Here is a 15,667-nt window from a genome sequence, read left to right on the forward strand (position 1 = left end):
TATACGCTTGAGTCATGGATGTGGAACTCCGCCAGCTGCGCTGCCTGGTCGCCATCGTCGACGAGGGCAGCTTCACCGACGCCGCCCTGACGCTCGGCGTCTCCCAGGCGGCCGTCTCCCGGACCCTCGCCTCCCTCGAACGCAGCCTGGGCGTACGGCTGTTGCGCCGGACCTCCCGGGAGGTGACCCCGACCGGCACGGGGCTGCGGGTACTGGCGCACGCCCGCCGCGTGCTGGGGGAGGTCGACGACCTGGTCCGGGAGGCCACCTCCGGCCACGCGCGGCTGCGGATCGGCTACGCCTGGGCGGCGCTCGGCCGGCACACCCCGCCGTTTCTGCGCCGCTGGGCCGCCGCGCACCCCGGAACCGACCTGCAGCTGGTGCGCGTCAACTCGGCCACCGCCGGTCTCGCGGAGGGCGCCTCGGACCTGGCCGTCGTCCGCAGGGTGCTGGACGACCGCAGGTTCGACTCCGCGATCGTCGGTCTGGAGCGGCGGCTGTGCGCGGTGGCCGCCGACGATCCGCTGGCCCGCCGCCGTTCGGTCCGGCTCGCCGACCTGGGCGGGCGCACCCTGCTCGTCGACCGGCGCACGGGCACGACCACCGCGGACCTGTGGCCCCCGGACGCCCGCCCGGCGACGGAGGAGACCCACGACGTCGACGACTGGCTCACCGTGATCGCCACCGGCCGCTGCGTCGGCGTGACCGCCGAGGCGACCGCCAACCAGTACCCGCGCCCCGGCGTGGTCTACCGCCCGGTGCGGGACGCCGAACCCATCGCCGTACGGCTCGGCTGGTGGCGGGAGGACCCGCATCCGGCGACCCAGGCGGTGATCGAACTCATGACGGGCCTGTACCGCGACGAGTGAACCGCGATCAGCTGACGCACAGCACCAGCAGGCAGAGCCCCGACGGGGAGGTCGCCGAGGGTGAGGGGGCCGTCGGTGCGGGCGTGCTCTCGGTGGGCGTGGGCGTGGGCGTGGCCGTCGGTTCGGGGGCCGGGTCGGTGGCGGCGGGGAGTGCCTGGGACTGGGCGGCCGGGGGCGCCGTGGCGGGCGGAGCGGCGGGGGTGTGCGGCTGGGCCGTGGCCGGGGCGGTGGCGACGTCCTGCTCGCGCGGGGCGTGGGTGGCCGAGGGCCGCGCGGGCGGGGTGTCGGGCCGGGAACGGGGCGCGTCCGGCGGTGTCGACGCCGCCGGGGCCGGCTCATCGGCCGCACCGGCCTGCTCCTCGCCGGTGCCCATGGCGGTGGTGTCGGGCGCCGTGGCCGCCTGAGCCCGGTCCCCGGACTGCTGGCCCAGCGAGGCGAGGGTCAGCCCGCCGCCGACCAGCGCCACCGCGGTGGCCACCACGGCCTTGCGCTGGTTCTTCTTCCAGCGCGCCCGTCGGCGTCGGCGCGCCGCCCGGCCCGAGGGCGCGTCGGGCAGGGGCTGCGGCTCCTCGTGCGGGTCCTGGTCCTCCGCGGGGGTTTCCACGGCGGGGGTCTCCACGGCGGGCCAGATGGTGTCGGAGCGGGCCGCCGAGGGAGCCTGCGCGATCGGGGGAGCGATGTCCGGGGCGTAGGCGCCGCACCCGGGGCACACCAGGGCACCGTTGAGATGCCGACGGCATGTGGAGCAGTAGTCCATCCGCGGTCTTTCTGACTCGGCGTTCGCACGGGGGATCGATCGGCCAGAACCGTAGCGAGCCTTTCCAGAGGCCGTGTGCAGCCTGTGTGCCGCTCCTGCACAGAAGTCGTGCACCGGCCGTGGCCGACCCGCCCGCCTGCGGTTTCCCGGGCACCCGTGCGACCGTGGAGACGGAGCAGCGCGGCACGGCGCTGCCCCGCCCCGGCCGCACCGTGCCGTCCGCCCCGTCGCCGTCGTACCCCAGCGGGAGTGACCATGGAGCGCCTCGCCCCCACGCTGACCGGCGTCCGAGCCGTCGTCTTCGACACCGACGGGGTGATCACGGACTCCGCGCGGGTGCACGCGGCGGCCTGGAAGGAGGCGTTCGACGCCTTCCTCGACGCGCATCCGCCCGAGGATCCCGGGCAGCGGCGGCCCTTCGACGTGCAGGACGACTACCTGCGGTTCGTGGACGGCAGGTCCCGCCTCGACGGGGCCGCCGCCTTCCTCGCCTCCCGCGCCGTCGAGGCCTCGGACGACACCGTGCACGCCGTCGCCGCCCACAAGGAGGAACTGTTCACCCGGCGCCTGCGCGAGCACGGCGTGGCGGCCTACCCCGGCACCGTGCGACTGGTGCGCGCCCTGCGCCGGGCAGGGATCCCCGTCGCGGCGGCCTCGGCCTCCCGGCACGCCGGAGAACTGCTCACCGGGGCCGGTGTGCGCGACCTGTTCGACGTCCTGGTGGACGGCGGCGAGGCGGCCCGCCTCGGCCTGCCGGGCAAGCCCGAGCCCGATCTGTTCCGCACCGCCGCCGGCCGGCTCGGCGTCCCCACCGGCCGCTGCGCCGTCGTGGAGGACGCCCTGGCGGGCGTGGAGGCGGGCAGACGGGGCGGGTTCGCCCTGGTGGTGGGCGTGGACCGGACCGCCTCGGGGGACTCGGCGGACAGACTGCGCAGCCACGGTGCCGACATCGTCGTACGAGATCTCGCGGAACTGCTCGGTGAGGAGCCGACGTGACGGGATGGACCTGGGAGTACGAGGGCTACGAGCCCACGGACGAGCGGCTGCGCGAGTCCCTGTGCACCCTGGGCAACGGCTACTTCGCCACCCGGGGCGCGCTGCCGGAGTGCACGGCCGACGACATCCACTACCCGGGCACGTACGTCGCGGGCTGCTACAACCGGCTCACCTCCGGCGTGGCGGGACGCCAGGTCGAGAACGAGGACATGGTCAACGTCCCCAACTGGCTGCCGCTGCGCTTCCGGCTGCGCGGCGGGCCCTGGCTCACCCCCGACACCGCCCCGCTGGTGGAGCACCGCATGGGGCTGCTCCTGGCTTCCGGGATGCTGGAGCGGCGCACCCGCTACGACCTCGGTGCGGGACGCGTCCTGGCGGTCCACCAGCAGCGGATCGTGCACATGGCGGACCCGCATCTGGCCGCGCTGCGCACCGAGTTCACCGCCGAGGGCTTCTCCGGCGAACTGGAGGTGGAGGCGTCCCTCGACGGCGGCGTCACCAACTCCGGCGTACCGCGCTACCGGGACCTGGACGGCCACCACCTCATCCATGCGCAGACGGGCACCGCCACCCCGGAGACCGTGTGGCTGCGCTGCCGCACCCGCACCTCGGACGTCCGCATCGGCATGGCCGCCCGGCTGACCTCCGACGGGCTGGTCGCCGTCCGCAACAAGAACCGCCGCACCACCCAGCACACCGTCCTGGCGCTCACCGACGGCCGCGCCCGCACCGTCGACAAGATCGTCGCCCTGTACACCTCGCGCGACCCGGCCATCAGCGATCCGCTGCACGCCGCCGTCGACCGGGTCGGCCGTGCGCCCGGTTTCGACGACCTGCTCACCTCGCACTTCACGGCCTGGGACCAGCTCTGGCGGCGGGCCGCCCTGGAGGTCGCCGGGGAGTCCGGCCGCATCCTGCGGCTGCACCTGTTCCATGTGCTGCAGACGCTCTCCCCGCACACCGCCGACCTCGACGTGGGCGTGCCCGCGCGGGGACTGCACGGCGAGGCCTACCGGGGGCATGTCTTCTGGGACGAGCTGTTCGTGCTGCCGTTCCTCAATCTGCACTTCCCCGAGGTCTCCCGGGCCCTGCTGCGCTACCGCCACCGCCGCCTGGCGAGAGCCTGCACCTCGGCGCGGGCCGTCGGCCGGCGGGGCGCCCTGTTCCCGTGGCAGAGCGGCAGTGACGGCCGCGAGGAGACCCAGCAGCTGCATCTCAACCCGCGCTCGGGGCGCTGGCTGCCCGACCACTCGCATCTGCAGTACCACGTCGGTTCGGCCATCGCGTACAACGTGTGGCAGTACTGCGAGGCCAGCGGCGACATGGAGTTCCAGCACACCAAGGGCGCCGAGATGATGCTCCAGATCGCCCGCTTCTGGGCGGACGCCGCCGAGTACGACGACGGCCTCGGCCGGTACCGCATCACGGGTGTGGTCGGCCCCGACGAGTACCACGACGCCTACCCCGGCGCGAGCGCCCCCGGCCTCGACGACAACGCCTACACCAACGTCACGGCCGCCTGGGTGCTCATGCGCGCCCTGGAACTGATCGACGCCCTGCCGGAACCGAGACGCCGCGAGCTCGCCGAGCGCACGGGCCTGGACGGAACCGAACTGGAGCTGTGGCAGGAGGTCTCGCGCACGCTTCACGTGCCCTTTCACGCCGGTGTCATCAGCCAGTTCGACGGCTACGGCGAGCTGGCCGAGCTGCCCTGGAACGACTACCGGCAGCGGTACGGCGACATCCGCCGCCTGGACCGGATCCTGGAGGCGGAGGGCGACAGCGTCAACCGCTACCAGGCCTCCAAGCAGGCGGACGTGCTGATGCTCGGCTACCTCTTCGCCCCGGCCGAACTGCGGGGCCTGTTCCGCCGGCTGGGTCTGCGGCTCGACGACGAGATCTGGCACCGTACCGTCGACTACTACCTGCACCGCACCAGCCACGGGTCCACCCTCAGCGGCCTGGTGCACGGCTGGGTGCTGGCCCGGGCCCGCCGCGCGGAGGCGTGGACGTTCTGCCAGGAGGCCCTGCAGGGTGACATCGCGGACGTCCAGGGCGGGACCACCGGCGAGGGCATCCACCTCGGCGCCATGGCGGGCACCCTCGACCTGGTGCAGCGCGGGCTGACCGGCCTGGAGACGCGTGACGGGGCGCTGTGGCTGGACCCGGTGCCGCTGCCGGAGGTGTCCGCGTACGGCTTCGGCCTGCGCTACCAGGGGCACTGGGGCGTGCGGCTGCATCTGGAGCAGGGCCAGCTGGACATCTCCGTGCCGTTCTCCGACGCGCCCCCGATCGACCTGCGGCTGCCGGACCGCACGGTCGTCCTGGAACCGGGGGAGTCGACGCGGCTGAAGCTGCCGGACTGAGAAGGGAGACCGGAGATGAACGGTCCTGGCGTCGTGAACGGTCCGGTCGTCGTGGGCGTGGACGGCTCGGAGGCGAGCCTGACCGCGGTGCGGGTCGCCGCGCGGGAGGCCGCGCTGCGCGGCGTGGGGCTGCGGCTGGTGCACGCCTTCGGGGGGCCGTCGGTCCATGTGCCGCCCTGGAGTCCGGCCAGTGCCGGGGTGCGCGAACTGGTCGACGGCACCCTCGCCGAGGCGGAACGCCGGGCGCGCACGGCCGCACCGCACCTGGAGATCTCCCGTGACGTCGTCGTCGGCGAGCCGGTGATGGTGCTGGAGCTGGAGACGAGGACCGCGTCCCTGGCGGTCGTCGGCAGCCGGGGCCTGAGCCGCTTCGGCAGCCTGCTGCTCGGGTCCACGGCCGCGCACCTGGCCGCCCACGCGGGCTGTCCGGTTCTGGTCGTGCGCGGCCGGCCGGATCCCGCGGGACCGGTCCTGCTGGCCGTGGACGGCTCGCCCCATGCCGAGCCCGCCGTCGAGTTCGCCTTCGCGCACGCCTCGCGGCACGGCACGGACCTGGTGGCGCTGCACGCCTGGAACACCCACACCGAGCGGGTCTACGACGCCCCGGGCGACCCGCCCTTCGTCACCTACGACGAGGAGCGGCTGCGCCACGAGGAGGAGCGGGTGCTCGCCGAAGCGCTCGTCGGGCCGGGCAAGAAGTACCCGGACGTCGAGGTGCGGCGCCGCCTCGTGCGCGGCCGGGTCCGGCACACGCTGATCGAGGCCAGCGCGGACGCCGGGCTCGTCGTGGTCGGGGCGCGCGGCCGGGGCGGCTTCACCGGGCTGCTGCTCGGCTCGGTGAGCCAGGCCGTGCTGCACCACGCGGACTGCCCGGTCGCCGTCGTACGCGCCGCGGAAAAGTAGCCGGCGCCGTACGTCACCGGGTCACGCGAGGTCCGGTCCCAGGCTCGCCGCGTGGTCCGGCACGTAGTTCTGGAGGTCGCGCGGCGGGCGCTCGTAGCCGGTCGACGGCGGCCGTTCCGGCAGTTCGAGCACCTGGGGCGGTACGTCCTGGTAGGGGACCGAGTCCAGCAGATGGGCGATCATGCTCAGCCGGGCGCGGCGCTTGTCGTCGCTCTCCACCACGAACCAGGGCGCCTCGACGATGTCGGTGTGGACCAGCATGTCGTCCTTGGCCCGGGAGTAGTCCTCCCAGTGGGTGATCGACTCCAGGTCCATCGGCGACAGCTTCCAACGCCGCAGCGGATCCGCCAGTCGGCGCCGGAGGCGGTCCTGCTGCTCGGCGTCGCTGACCGAGAACCAGTACTTGCGCAGCAGGATCCCGTCCTCCACGAGCATCCGCTCGAAAATGGGGCATTGCCTCAGGAAGATCTGGTACTCCGCCTTGGTGCAGAAGCCCATCACATGCTCGACGCCGGCCCGGTTGTACCAGCTGCGGTCGAACAGCACGATCTCCCCGGCGGCGGGGAGCTGTTCCACGTACCGCTGGAAGTACCACTGGGTGCGCTGCCGCTCGGTCGGCCTGGGCAGGGCCGCGATCCGCGCCACGCGGGGATTGAGGTGCTCCGTGACTCGTTTGATGGTGCCGCCCTTGCCCGCCGCGTCCCGTCCCTCGAAGATGACGACAAGACGGGCGCCCTGCGCACGCACCCACTCCTGCATCTGCACCAAGTCGGTCTGCAGCCGCAGCAGTTCCTGCTCGTACGCCTTGCGCGGCAGCTTCTTCGCCTTGTCACCGGCCATGCCGCCTCCCACCGCCCGTCACCCTGTCGATGACCCAGGAGTCACCGTATGTCCACGGTCGAACACCAGAACAGCACCGTACTGACCGACGACGAGCTGCGCACCCTGGACGCCCACTGGCGGGCGGCCAACTATCTGGCCGCCGGACAGATCTACCTGCTCGCCAACCCGCTGCTGCGCGAGCCGCTGAGCCCCGAGCACATCAAGCCACGTCTGCTCGGGCACTGGGGCACCTCGCCCGGTCTGAACCTCGTGTACACCCACCTCAACCGGGTGATCAAGGCCCGCGGCCTCGACGCGCTGTGCGTGTGGGGCCCCGGACACGGCGGGCCGTCGGTGGTCGCCAACTCCTGGCTGGAGGGGAGCTACAGCGAGACGTACCCCGACATCGGCCGCGACGCGGAGGGCATGCGCCGGCTGTTCCGGCAGTTCTCCTTCCCGGGCGGGGTGCCCAGCCATGTGGCGCCCGAGACCCCCGGCTCCCTCCACGAGGGCGGCGAGCTGGGCTACGCGCTCTCCCACGCCTACGGCGCCGCCTTCGACAACCCCGGTCTGGTCGTCGCCTGCGTGATCGGCGACGGCGAGGCGGAGACCGGCCCGCTGGCCGCCTCCTGGCACTCCAACAAGTTCCTCGACCCGGTCCACGACGGCGCCGTCCTGCCGATCCTGCACCTCAACGGCTACAAGATCGCCAACCCCGCCGTGCTCGCCCGGCTGCCCGAGCCGGAACTCGACGAGCTGCTGCGCGGCTACGGCCACGACCCGCTGTACGTCTCCGGCGACGACCCCGCCGCCGTGCACCGCGCCATGGCCCAGGCTCTGGACACCGCCCTGGACCGCATCGCCGGACTCCAGCGCGGCGCCCGCGAGGATGGGGCGACCGAGCGCCCGCGGTGGCCCGTCATCGTGCTGCGCACCCCCAAGGGCTGGACCGGGCCCGCCGAGGTCGACGGTCTCCCGGTCGAGGGCACCTGGCGCGCTCACCAGGTCCCGCTCTCCGGCGTCCGCGAGAACCCCGAGCACCTGCGCCGGCTGGAGCAGTGGCTGCGTTCCTACCGGCCCGAGGAACTGTTCGACGACGACGGGCGGCCCGTCCCGGACGTCCTGGCCTGTCTGCCGGAGGGCACCCGCCGGCTGGGCTCCACCCCACGCGCCAACGGCGGCCTGCTGGTGCGGGAGCTGCCGATCGGCTCACCCGACCGGTTCGCCGTGCCCGTCGACAAGCCCGGCACCACCCTGCACGAACCCACCCGGGTCCTCGGCGACCTCCTCGCCCAGATCATGAAGGACACCGCGGAGCGCCGGGACTTCCGGGTCGTCGGCCCGGACGAGACCGCCTCCAACCGGCTGCAGGCCGTCTTCGACAGCAGCGGCAAGGCATGGCAGGCCGGCATCCTGCCCGTCGACGAGCACCTCGACCGGCACGGCCGGGTCCTGGAGATCCTCTCCGAGCACACCTGCCAGGGCTGGCTGGAGGGGTACCTGCTGACCGGCAGGCACGGGCTGTTCTCCTGCTACGAGGCGTTCGTGCACATCGTCGACTCGATGGTCAACCAGCACATCAAGTGGCTGAAGACCTCGCGGGAACTGCCGTGGCGGGCGCCCATCGCCTCCCTCAACTACCTGCTGACCTCCCATGTGTGGCGCCAGGACCACAACGGCTTCTCGCACCAGGACCCCGGCTTCGTCGACCACGTCCTGAACAAGAGCCCCGAGGTTGTCCGGGTCTACCTCCCGCCGGACGCCAACACCCTGCTCTCGGTGGCCGACCACGTGCTGCGCAGCCGCGACTACGTCAACGTCATCGTCGCCGGAAAACAGCCCTGCTTCGACTGGCTCTCGATGGACGAGGCCCGCGCCCACTGCGCCCGGGGCGCCGGCATCTGGGACTGGGCGGGCAGCGAGAACGGCGGCGAGCCGGACGTGGTCCTCGCCTGCGCCGGTGACGTCCCCACCCAGGAGGTCCTGGCCGCCGCCCAGCTGCTGCGCCGCCATCTGCCCCAGCTCGCGGTCCGCGTGGTCAACGTCGTCGACATCGCCCGGCTGATGCCCGAGGAGGAGCACCCGCACGGCATGGGCGACCGCGAGTACGACGGCCTGTTCACCGCCGACAAGCCGGTGATCTTCGCCTACCACGGCTACCCGTGGCTGATCCACCGCCTCGCCTACCGCCGCAACGGCCACCAGCACCTGCACGTGCGCGGCTACAAGGAGTACGGCACCACGACCACACCGTTCGACATGGTCGTCCGCAACGACCTCGACCGCTACCGCCTGGTCATGGACGTCATCGACCGCGTCCCCGGTCTCGCGGTGCGCGCCGCGGCCGTACGCCAGGAGATGGCCGACGCCCGCACCCGCCACCACGCCTGGATCCGGGAGCACGGCAGTGACATGCCGGAGATCGCGGAGTGGAGCTGGAGCGCCTGAGAAAACAGAACCTCCCCCTCAGGGCCCATCGGCCCTGAGGGGGAGGCGTTCCGCCCAGCCCTGGTCTACGGGCGTCAGGTGCCGCCCGGGCCGCCGCTGCCGAAGGAGCCGCCACTGTCCTGGTTCCAGCGCGGGCGCTCCTTCTCAGGGTTCGAGCGGGAGGGCATGTTGCCGTGCCCGGGCATCTCGTGCGGGGTCAGGCGGTGGTCGCTGCGGGGCATCTCGTTCGGCTCGCGGGTCTCCCGTACCTCGCGCACCGGGCCGTCGGCGGGCATCCGCGGCTGCTCCTCGGGGCTCGGCGGCCCGGGCTCCCGGCGCCTGATCCGGGAGCCCAGCACAAAGGCGCCGAGGAGCAGCGCCACGACGACCACGCCAGCGACGATCAGTCCGATTCCGAGGGCGCCGCTCTCGGCGGCCAAGTCCAGCCAGGTCGTATTCATGAGCTCGCGAGTACCCCTGGCGCTCGAATTCAACCGGGTTTGACCCCCCGAGCGGCGGCTACCCGCACCCTGTGACCTCGACTACTTCGCAGCAGGAGCTCTTCCAGTACCTGGAGGACCGCTTCGCGTGCGCCCAGGCGTGCACCGAGTGTGCGCGGGCCTGCGCGCTGCGCGCGAGCCTGGCGGAACCCGACGGGACGGCGGAAGAAGAACGCGTACGGCGTAAGGGCATCATGTGCGCGGAGGTGTGCGACGCGACCTGCCGCATGCTCTCCGAGCAGGGCCTGACGGACGAGGAGAGCGTCCGCGTCCAGTTGGAGTGGTGCCGCACGGTGTGCCTGGAGACCGCGCAGGTGTTCGACGACTGGCTGGGCGCGGAGGACGGCGCGAAGGCGTGCCGCGAGTGCGCCCAGGCGTGCACGGACTTCTTGGAGACGCTGACGTGAGACACCCCCACGCGCGGGCGAGACGCAGGTGAGGCGTCCCCGGCATTCCCTATTTCTGTAACACGTTCTACGGTGTGCGCCGTCAGGACCGGCCAAGGGCAACCCTGGAGGCGCCGTGCATCTCGACTACACGCCCGAGCAGCAACGGCTGCGCACCGACCTGCGCGCCTACTTCGCCGAGCTGGTGCCGGACACGGCCCACGCCCGCCACGCGGACCCCGCCGCCCACAAACGCTTCTACCGCGAGACCATCCGGCGCCTCGGCGCCGACGGCTGGCTCGGCGTGGGCTGGCCCGAGGAGTACGGTGGCCGCGGCCTGGGCGCGATGGACCAGTTCATCTTCTTCGACGAGGCCGCCCAGGCGGGCGTACCGCTGCCCCTGATGGCGCTGAACACCGTCGGCCCGACGATCATGCAGTTCGGCACCGACGAGCAGAAGGCGTACTTCCTGCCGCGGATCCTCTCCGGCGAACTCGACTTCGCGATCGGCTACAGCGAGCCCGACGCCGGTACCGACCTCGCCTCGCTGCGCACCCGCGCCGTGCGCGACGGCGACGAGTACGTCGTCAACGGGCAGAAGATCTGGACGACCAACGGCGACACCGCGGACTGGGTGTGGCTCGCCGTGCGCACCGACCCGGCCGCCCCGCCGCACAAGGGCATCACCATGCTCCTGGTACCGACCAGTGACCCCGGCTACTCCTGCACCCTGATCAACACCCTCGCCGGCCACGACACCACCGCCAGTTACTACGAGAACGTCCGCGTCCCCGTCTCCCGGCGCGTCGGCGCCGAGAACCAGGGCTGGCGGCTGATCACCAACCAGCTCAACCACGAGCGCGTCACCCTCGCCGCCCACGGCACCATGGCGATCCGCGCCCTGCACGACGTCCAGCGCTGGGCGACGCAGACCAAGCTCGCCGACGGCAGCCGCGTCGTCGACCTGCCCTGGGTGCGGCGCCTGCTCGCGCGGACCCATGTCCGCCTCGACGCCCTGAAACTCCTCAACTGGCAGATGGTGCAGGCCGTCCAGGATGGCACCCTCACCCCGCAGGACGCCTCCGCCGTCAAGGTCTACGGCTCCGAGGCGCGCCGCGACGCCTACGCCTGGCTGATGGAGATCGTCGCCGCACCCGGCGCCCTGAAGGAGGGCTCGGCGGGCGCGGTCCTCCACGGCGAACTGGAGCGCGGCTACCGCTCCGCCGTCATCTTCACCTTCGGCGGCGGCAACAACGAGATCCAGCGCGAGATCATCTCCTGGATCGGCCTGGGCATGCCACGCGTGCGGCGCTAGCCCTCTCACCCCCCCGCTCGGCACCGTACAAAGTCGGACGACAGCTCGCCATACTGGACGAGCCAGGGGCCGGCGGGGGACCACAGCGACGGGGGCGGGCGCGGGAGATGGGGGACAGCAGGCTGATCCAGGGCCGGTACCGGCTCCTGGACCTGATCGGACGCGGCGGCATGGGCGAGGTGTGGCGGGCGCGCGACGAGTCGCTCGGCCGTCAGGTCGCCGTGAAGTGCCTCAAACCGCTGGGCCCGCACCACGACCAGCAGTTCACCCGCGTGCTCAGGGAACGGTTCCGCCGGGAGGCCCGGGTGGCCGCGGCCCTCCAGCACCGCGGCGTCACCGTCGTCCACGACTTCGGGGAGTCCGACGGCGTCCTCTACCTCGTCATGGAACTGCTGGAGGGCCGCAACCTCAGTCAGCTCCTGGAGGACAACGACCACCGTCCGCTGCCGGTGCCCGCCGTCGTGGACATCGCCGACCAGGTCACCGCCGCTCTCGCCTACACCCACCAGCAGGGCATCGTGCACCGCGACCTGAAGCCCGCGAACATCGTGCGCCTGACCGAAGGCACCGTGAAGATCTGCGACTTCGGCATCGCCCGCCTCGGCGCCGACATCGGCTTCACCTCCCGGCTCACCGGCACCGGCATCGCCATGGGCACCCCGCACTACATGTCCCCCGAACAGATCGGCGGCGCGGAGGTCGACCGGCGCAGCGACCTGTACTCGCTGGGCTGTGTCCTCTACGAGATCGCCACCGGCGCACCGCCCTTCGACCTCGACGACGCCTGGGCGGTCCTCGTCGGGCACCGCGACACCCCGCCGCGCCCGCCCCGCGAACACCGCCCCGACCTCCCCGAGTTCATGGAGCGGATCGTCCTGGACCTGCTGGCCAAAGGCCCCGAGGACCGGCCGCGCGACGCACGCGAGGTGGGCCGCCGCATCGTCCTGGGCCGCGGCACGCCGACGTACGTGCCGACCGTCCTCAGCCCGCGCCCGGCGCTCCGGCCACCCGAGCACACCGGCCGCGAGGTCCGGCTGCCGTCCTGGACCCGGGGCATGACCACCGGCCACAAGGCCACCGGCGCCGGACTGCGCACCACGCCCCCGGACGCCGGAGCCGGACTCACCGGCGAGTGGATCCCGCGCCCCGCCCCGGGCCGGCCCGACCCCGCCCCCGAGGATCCGCCCGTCCCCGACCCGGCGGTGCTCACCGCACTGGCCGGCCGGCACAACGCCGGGCTCAGCCTCGGCCGGCTCGGCCGCTGGGCGGAGGCCGGGGAGGTGCACCGGGCGGTCGCCGCCGAACGGGAGCACCTGCTCGGACCCGAGCACCCCGACACCCTCGCCAGCCGCTACGAGGTCGCCTTCACCCTCAGCCGCACCGGCCGCGCGGCCGACGCCCTGCGCGCGTACAAGCACGTCGCCCGCGCCAGAAGCCTCGCCCTCGGCCCGGACCACCCCGAGACGCTCGCCGCCCGCCAGGAAATGGCGTACGTACTGGGCCAGTTGGGCCGCCACTTCGACGCCCACCAGGTCTACAACTCGGTGCTCGCCGCCCGCGAGCGGACCATGGGCGCCGAGCACCCCGACACCCTGCGCTGCCGCCACAACCTCGCCTTCAACCTCAGCCGCCTCGGCCGCCTGGAGGACTCGTACCGCATGGCCCGCGAGGTGGCCGAGGCCCGCGCCCGGGTGCTGGGCCCCGACCATCCGGAAACCCTGGTCACCCGCTACGAAGTCGCCTACGCGCTCGGCCGGTCGGGCCGCTGGGCGGAGGCCCTGCACACCTACCGGGAGGTCGCCGAGGCCCGCGCCCGGGCGCTTGGCCCCGACCACGCCGACACCCTCGCCGCCCGCTACGAGGTCGGCATCAGCCTCGGCCGGCTCGGCCGCAGCGAAGAGGCCCGCCGGCTGTACCGCGAACTGATCACCGACCGCACCCGGGTGCACGGCCCCACCCACCCCGAGACCCTGCGCGCCCGCCACGGCCTCGGCGTCAACCTCGGCCGCCTGGGCCGCTGGGAGGAGGCCCTTGCCGAGTCCCGTGACGTGTGCGCGATCCGCGAGCGGGTCCTCGGCCCCGACCATCCGGACACCCTCGTCAGCCGCCGCGAGGTCGCCGTCGGCCTCGGCTGGCTGGGCCGCTGGTCCGACGCGCTCACCGAGTACCGCAAGGTGGCCGCGGCCCGCGAACGCGTCCTGGGCCCCGCCCACCCCGACACCCTGGCCGGCCGCGACGACGAGGCCCACTGCCTGGAACAGCTCGGCCGAATGGCCGAGGCGGTCGAGCTGTACCGTCAGGTCGCGGCGCTGCGGCAGCGGGGAGCGACCGGCGGCCCCTGACCGGTCCAGAGCGCTGCCCAGCCCTGGCCGACCTGGATCAGCCCGTGTTACCAAGAACCATGCCTGCACACGAGGGACACCCGGGACATCGCGCGTACGACGCCGTCATCGTCGGAGGCGGGCACAACGGCCTGGTCGCCGCCGCTTATCTGGCCCGGGCCGGCCGGTCCGTGCTGGTGCTGGAGCGGCTGGACCGCACCGGCGGCGCCGCCGTCTCCAGCCGTCCCTTCGCGGGCGTCGACGCCCGGCTGTCCCGCTACTCGTACCTGGTCAGCCTGCTGCCCAAGAAGATCGTGCGGGACCTCAACCTGACCTTCCGGGTCCGCGCCCGCACGATCTCCTCGTACACCCCGGCCGAACGCGCCGGACAGGCCACCGGTCTGCTGGTCGGCGGCGGCGAGCGGCGCACCCGGGAGGCGTTCGCGAAGCTCACCGGCGACGAGCGCGAGTACGCCGCCTGGCAGCGCTTCTACGGCCTGACCGGCGAGGTCGCCAAGCGGGTCTTCCCCACGCTCACCGAACCGCTGCCCACCCGCGAGGAGCTGCGCCGCCGGGTGGACGACGAGGAGGCCTGGCGGATCCTGTTCGAGGAGCCCATCGGCGCCGCGATCGAGGACCGCTTCTCGGACGACCTGGTGCGCGGCGTCGTCCTCACCGACGCCCTGATCGGCACCTTCGCCGACGCCCACGACACGTCCCTGAAGCAGAACCGCTGCTTCCTCTACCACGTCATCGGCGGCGGCACCGGCGCCTGGGACGTGCCCGTCGGCGGCATGGGCGCCCTCACCGACGCCATCGCGGCGGCGGCGCGGGCGGCCGGCGCCGTCCTCGCCACCGGCCACGAGGCCGTACGCATCGACACGGACGGCGCAACCGCCGAGGTCAGGTACCGCACCGCCGGAGGGGAGGGCGTCGTCGCCGCCCGGCATGTCCTGGTGAACGCCTCCCCGCGGGACCTGGCCGAGCTGACCGGCGGCACCTCACCGGAGCCCGCCGAGGGCGCCCAACTCAAGGTGAACATGCTGCTCAAGCGGCTGCCCAGGCTCAAGGACAGCTCCGTCGACCCGCGCGAGGCGTTCTCCGGCACCTTCCACATCGCCGAGGGCTACGAGCAGTTGGCCGCCGCCCACGCGCAGGCCGCCGCGGGTGAACTGCCCGCCGCCCCGCCCTCGGAGATCTACTGCCACTCCCTCACCGACCCCACGATCCTCGGCCCGGGTCTCGTCGACCGCGGCTACCACACGCTCACCCTCTTCGGCCTGCACACCCCGGCCCGGCTCTTCGCGCGGGACAACGACGCCGTACGCGAGGAACTGCTCAAGTCGACGCTGGCGCAGCTCGACGCGCACCTGGCCGAACCGCTCGCCGAGCTGCTGGCGACGGATGCCGAGGGACGGCCCTGTATCGAGGCGAAGACCCCGCTCGACCTGGAGCGCGACCTGCGCCTGCCGGGCGGCAACATCTTCCACCGCGACCTGTCCTGGCCCCACACCCAGGACGGCACCGGCCGCTGGGGCGTGGCGACGGAGCATCCGAACGTCCTGCTCTGCGGAGCGGGCGCGGTGCGCGGCGGGGGAGTGAGCGGGGTGCCCGGACACAACGCGGCGATGGCGGTGCTGGAACAGGGCGGCGCCTGAGCGTCAGGCCGCCCTGCCCCAGGACCTGAGGTGGTCGATGACGCCGGGCGCCCGCGCGTCCCGCTGAACCGGCGATCGGAGCAGCACCTCGTGCGCCCCGGCCGCCCTACCGGCACGCTGGCCTCATGGCCACCGATCACCCCGTCGCAGTCCTCCCGCCCACCGCGGACGGTGGTCGGCGCGTCCGCATCGACGGCCGGTACGTCGGCATCGCCTACCGGCTGCTCGACGTCACGGCGTTCCTCCAGGAGGCCGGGTTGCAGGACTGGGACGAGATGGACGTCGTGCAGTCCTCGCTGATCGACTGGCAGGGCGGCGGTCCCGAGGTGTGGGAGGGCTGATACGGC

At 73.1% G+C, this 15,667-nt stretch carries 13 protein-coding genes; 10 read left to right on the plus strand and 3 right to left on the minus strand.

The window, feature by feature from the left end:
• The first annotated feature begins 14 nt into the window (after positions 1-14).
• Entirely contained in the window at positions 15-869 is an 855-nt protein-coding gene (locus ACFYW5_RS17795) for a LysR substrate-binding domain-containing protein (RefSeq protein ID WP_389417924.1), read from the plus strand.
• Positions 870-876: 7 nt separating this feature from the next.
• Here ACFYW5_RS17795 and ACFYW5_RS17800 read toward each other — a convergent pair whose 3' ends face one another.
• Entirely contained in the window at positions 877-1,626 is a 750-nt protein-coding gene (locus ACFYW5_RS17800) for a hypothetical protein (RefSeq protein WP_389417925.1), read from the minus strand.
• Positions 1,627-1,881: 255 nt separating this feature from the next.
• Between ACFYW5_RS17800 and ACFYW5_RS17805 the strand changes: the two genes are divergently transcribed.
• The 3 genes from ACFYW5_RS17805 to ACFYW5_RS17815 are packed head-to-tail and all read left to right on the plus strand — an operon-like array spanning position 1,882 to position 5,891.
• A complete protein-coding gene (locus ACFYW5_RS17805) occupies positions 1,882-2,622 on the plus strand; it encodes an HAD family hydrolase (RefSeq protein ID WP_389417926.1) in 741 nt (246 codons plus the stop codon).
• The gene (locus ACFYW5_RS17810) at positions 2,619-4,988 is read left to right on the plus strand and encodes a glycoside hydrolase family 65 protein (protein WP_389417927.1); all 2,370 of its coding nucleotides are present in this window, start codon (positions 2,619-2,621) and stop codon (positions 4,986-4,988) included. Before ACFYW5_RS17805 ends, ACFYW5_RS17810 begins: the two co-directional genes overlap by 4 nt.
• 15 nt (positions 4,989-5,003) lie before the next feature.
• Entirely contained in the window at positions 5,004-5,891 is an 888-nt protein-coding gene (locus ACFYW5_RS17815) for a universal stress protein (protein ID WP_389417928.1), read from the plus strand.
• Between the two features lie 21 nt (positions 5,892-5,912).
• Here ACFYW5_RS17815 and ppk2 read toward each other — a convergent pair whose 3' ends face one another.
• A complete protein-coding gene (gene ppk2 / locus ACFYW5_RS17820; protein ID WP_389417929.1) occupies positions 5,913-6,731 on the minus strand; it encodes a polyphosphate kinase 2 in 819 nt (272 codons plus the stop codon).
• A gap of 48 nt (positions 6,732-6,779) precedes the next feature.
• On the opposite strand from ppk2, the gene ACFYW5_RS17825 reads away from it, so the two are divergent.
• Positions 6,780-9,161: a phosphoketolase gene (locus ACFYW5_RS17825; protein ID WP_389417930.1), complete on the plus strand. Its 2,382-nt coding sequence runs from the start codon at positions 6,780-6,782 to the stop codon at positions 9,159-9,161.
• 74 nt (positions 9,162-9,235) lie between these two features.
• Here the strand turns inward: ACFYW5_RS17825 and ACFYW5_RS17830 are convergent, their stop codons facing one another.
• Positions 9,236-9,601, minus strand: a complete 366-nt coding sequence (locus ACFYW5_RS17830; RefSeq protein ID WP_389417931.1) for a DUF6479 family protein — start codon at positions 9,599-9,601, stop codon at positions 9,236-9,238.
• Positions 9,602-9,672: 71 nt separating this feature from the next.
• Here ACFYW5_RS17830 and ACFYW5_RS17835 point away from each other — a divergent pair, with 71 nt between their 5' ends.
• The 5 genes from ACFYW5_RS17835 to ACFYW5_RS17855 all read left to right on the plus strand — a co-directional run bounded on the left by ACFYW5_RS17835 (position 9,673) and on the right by ACFYW5_RS17855 (position 15,661).
• Entirely contained in the window at positions 9,673-10,047 is a 375-nt protein-coding gene (locus tag ACFYW5_RS17835) for a ferredoxin (protein ID WP_389417932.1), read from the plus strand.
• A gap of 115 nt (positions 10,048-10,162) precedes the next feature.
• Positions 10,163-11,341 (plus strand): acyl-CoA dehydrogenase family protein, encoded by a 1,179-nt coding sequence (locus tag ACFYW5_RS17840; protein ID WP_389417933.1) that lies wholly within the window; start codon positions 10,163-10,165, stop codon positions 11,339-11,341.
• A gap of 107 nt (positions 11,342-11,448) precedes the next feature.
• A complete protein-coding gene (locus ACFYW5_RS17845; protein ID WP_389417934.1) occupies positions 11,449-13,683 on the plus strand; it encodes a tetratricopeptide repeat protein in 2,235 nt (744 codons plus the stop codon).
• 59 nt (positions 13,684-13,742) lie between these two features.
• Positions 13,743-15,320, plus strand: coding sequence for a phytoene desaturase family protein (locus ACFYW5_RS17850; RefSeq protein WP_389417935.1), 1,578 nt, complete (start codon positions 13,743-13,745; stop codon positions 15,318-15,320).
• 125 nt (positions 15,321-15,445) lie between these two features.
• The gene (locus ACFYW5_RS17855; RefSeq protein ID WP_250072661.1) at positions 15,446-15,661 is read left to right on the plus strand and encodes a hypothetical protein; all 216 of its coding nucleotides are present in this window, start codon (positions 15,446-15,448) and stop codon (positions 15,659-15,661) included.
• Positions 15,662-15,667 lie beyond the last annotated feature (6 nt).

Source organism: Streptomyces sp. NPDC002779 (genome assembly GCF_042888685.1).
In the GTDB taxonomy this organism is placed as follows: domain Bacteria; phylum Actinomycetota; class Actinomycetes; order Streptomycetales; family Streptomycetaceae; genus Streptomyces.

Coding starts and splice junctions, on each gene's coding strand:
- ACFYW5_RS17795 (WP_389417924.1), top strand. CDS start 15: ATGGATGTGGAACTCCGCCAGCTGCGCTGCCTGGTCGCCATCGTCGAC.
- ACFYW5_RS17800 (WP_389417925.1), bottom strand. CDS start 1,626: ATGGACTACTGCTCCACATGCCGTCGGCATCTCAACGGTGCCCTGGTG.
- ACFYW5_RS17805 (WP_389417926.1), top strand. CDS start 1,882: ATGGAGCGCCTCGCCCCCACGCTGACCGGCGTCCGAGCCGTCGTCTTC.
- ACFYW5_RS17815 (WP_389417928.1), top strand. CDS start 5,004: ATGAACGGTCCTGGCGTCGTGAACGGTCCGGTCGTCGTGGGCGTGGAC.
- ppk2 (WP_389417929.1), bottom strand. CDS start 6,731: ATGGCCGGTGACAAGGCGAAGAAGCTGCCGCGCAAGGCGTACGAGCAG.
- ACFYW5_RS17825 (WP_389417930.1), top strand. CDS start 6,780: ATGTCCACGGTCGAACACCAGAACAGCACCGTACTGACCGACGACGAG.
- ACFYW5_RS17830 (WP_389417931.1), bottom strand. CDS start 9,601: ATGAATACGACCTGGCTGGACTTGGCCGCCGAGAGCGGCGCCCTCGGA.
- ACFYW5_RS17845 (WP_389417934.1), top strand. CDS start 11,449: ATGGGGGACAGCAGGCTGATCCAGGGCCGGTACCGGCTCCTGGACCTG.
- ACFYW5_RS17850 (WP_389417935.1), top strand. CDS start 13,743: ATGCCTGCACACGAGGGACACCCGGGACATCGCGCGTACGACGCCGTC.
- ACFYW5_RS17855 (WP_250072661.1), top strand. CDS start 15,446: ATGGCCACCGATCACCCCGTCGCAGTCCTCCCGCCCACCGCGGACGGT.